The sequence below is a fragment of the Streptomyces carpinensis genome (assembly GCF_002154505.1).
Lineage (GTDB): Bacteria > Actinomycetota > Actinomycetes > Streptomycetales > Streptomycetaceae > Streptomyces > Streptomyces carpinensis.
The window spans coordinates 1-2,459 of sequence record NZ_MUBM01000706.1 but is presented as its reverse complement, the minus strand read 5'-3'; the positions used below and the strand labels follow the sequence as shown (position 1 = coordinate 2,459).

Sequence of the window (2,459 nt, the reverse complement as noted above, 5' to 3'; positions counted from 1 at the left end):
ACCTCGGCGCCGAGGTGGCGGACCACTCCGAGGAGATCCGCTCCGCCGTCCGGGGCGGCTTTCAGCGGTGGGCCTCGCGCATCCGGCAGGTGCTCACCGAAGCTCAGGAAGCAGGTGAGCTGGACGCCGCTCTCGACGTCGAGGAGGCTGCGCTGTTCATCCTCAGCGCTTGGGAGGGCACGCTGATCGCGGCCCGGGCCGACAAGTCCTCCGCCCCCTTCGACGCCTTCTTCCGCATGGTCTTCGGCGTCCTTCTAAGCTGATCGCGGCCAGCCGCTGAAGAGTCGTGGGCGCCGCCACCCACACCAAGGGCTCCGCCGGACCGCTGAGACAGGCGCATGCAGGCCCGAGCGCCTTGAGTACACACTCCTTGTGGGAGGGGTCTTACGGGTGCTGTCGGGGGCGGCCTTGCTCGGTCCAGACCGTCTTCCCGTCGTTGGCGTAGCGGATCCCCCAGTTCTGTGCGAGCTGGGCGCAGATGAACAGTCCGCGGCCGCCTTCGTCGACCGACCGTGCATGGCGCAGCCGTGGGGCGGAGGTGGCGGAGTCGTGGACCTCGCAGGTGAGGGTCCGGTCGTTGATGAGGCGCAGGTGTACGGGTGGCGCGCCGTACCGCAGGGCGTTGGTGACGAGCTCGCTGACGATTTCCTGCGTGTCGTAGGCGGTGTCCTCGTCCACGCCCCAGTCGGCGAGTTGGCGCCGGGCGTTCCGCCGCGCGATGGCGGGGGCGGTGGGCTCTTCGGCCAGAGGCCAGGTGGCGACGCAGTCGGCGGGGAATCGGTGTGTTCGGGCGAGAAGAAGGATGGCGTCGCCGGGAAGAGCATCGATGCTCAGCCGATAGAGGATGTCGTCGCACAGGTCCTGCAGAGGTCGGTCGGTGTTGGCGAGCAAGCGCTGGAGCGGCTGCGTACCGCTTGTGCCGTCATCGGGCCGTGCCGCAGACAGGAGCGGGGCCGTGTAGAGGGCGAGGATGCCTCCTTCGGCCAAGGTGACGGTGGTGGTGGCGTACCGGGGGCCTTCTCCGCCGCCGAGGGCACCACCGGCAGCCAGCTCGACCACTCGGGTGCTGGAACCGGGGTCGGCGACGATGGGCGGCGGGTGTCCGGCGGAGGCGATGGCGAACGTATGGGTGAACGGGCCGTAGACCGTGCACAGGCACGTTGCGCTGAGGGGCAGCCCCCGCAGGGGGTCGCCGGATGGCAGCGCCTTCCGCTCCTGCGCGAGACGTGCCGCGGCGTCGTCGAGTCGGGCGAGGAACTCGTCGGGTTCCAGGTCCAGTGCGGCGAGCGAGTTCATGGCCGTCCGCAGCTGTCCCATGGTTACGGCCGTGTGGATTCCGTGGCCTGCGACCTCCCCGGCCACCAGGGCCGTTCGGGCGCCAGGGAGGGCGCAGGTGTTGGACCAGCCACCCGCGCCCCGGTCGTCGGCCACGTACAGGCCGGCGGTCTCGATCGCGGTCTGCAACGGAGGAGCCGGGGGCAGCAGATGGCGTTGCAGTGCTGCGGCGATGGTGTGCTCGCGGGTGTAGCGGCGGGCGTTGTCGATGCTCAGGGCGGTGTGCGTGGCCAGTTCCAGAGTGAGGGCGAGTTCCTTCTCGTCGAAACCGTCGGATCGCTGGGTGCGGTAGAGACTCAGCAGGCCGAGCACCTTTCCGCGCAGCGTCAACGGGGCGACGAGCAGGGCGCCTGCGCCGGATGCGCGGATCGCTTCGGCCCGCGCCGGATCGGCCGCCAGCCAGGGCGTGTCGGGGCGCAGGGCAATCGCCCGCGGCTTGAGGTCGGCAAGCGCCTGCGCGTAAGGGGTCGGGAACGGCAGCGCGCGGACATCTCCCACCGGATGCGCCCGGGCCTGCTGATCACCACTGCCGGTCGCGATGGCGGCGCGACGCAGCGGCACATCCCGTCCCAGAGGGCTCAGCGGTGGTTCCTCTCCGCGCACCACAGGCTCCACCACTTCCACCACGGCGACATCGGCGAACCCGGGGACCAGCGCGTGGACCAACTCCTGGCAGGTGGCCACCACATCCAGGGTTTGTCCCACCCGCTCCCGGACGGCATACAGGGCCCGGACTCCGCGGCGTTCCTTCTCCTGACCCGTCACATCGTGCGCCACGACCACCGCCCGTGAAGGACCCCGGCCCGCTCACCAACGAGTAGACCCCAGACACGACGAGGCCCCCGCCAGCTTCCTCAGCGGGGGCCTCGTCACCTGTCTATCAGGCAGCGTCGTTGTGGCGCAGCCACTCCTCCACGGCGGCCTGGACGACGGGCAGCGCGGCGACGTCGAAGTGCTCCAGCCCCTGCACCGGCTCCATGCCCACCAGACGCAGGACGAGCAGCGTCACCTGATCCAGCTCCACCGCAAGACGGCCCGGCAGTCCGGTCATGAGGCGCACCACCCGCCGGTATCCGTGACGCGCGTGGTCAGCCAGCTGAGGCCGCGCGTCACGGATACCGGCG

At 70.5% G+C, this 2,459-nt stretch carries 3 protein-coding genes; 1 reads left to right on the top strand and 2 read right to left on the bottom strand.

Annotation, left to right across the window (positions count from 1 at the left end):
* A partial coding sequence (locus BZY54_RS48135) for a TetR family transcriptional regulator C-terminal domain-containing protein (protein WP_208641003.1) occupies window positions 1-263 on the top strand: 263 nt, incomplete at its 5' end.
* 121 nt (window positions 264-384) lie between these two features.
* Here the strand turns inward: BZY54_RS48135 and BZY54_RS48130 are convergent.
* Window positions 385-2,112 carry an ATP-binding SpoIIE family protein phosphatase gene (locus BZY54_RS48130; RefSeq protein ID WP_158104038.1) on the bottom strand — a complete coding sequence of 576 codons (1,728 nt, stop codon included), beginning with the start codon at window positions 2,110-2,112 and terminating at the stop codon, window positions 385-387.
* Window positions 2,113-2,215: 103 nt separating this feature from the next.
* On the bottom strand, window positions 2,216-2,459 hold a 244-nt coding region (locus tag BZY54_RS51440; protein ID WP_208641002.1), incomplete at its 5' end, for a hypothetical protein.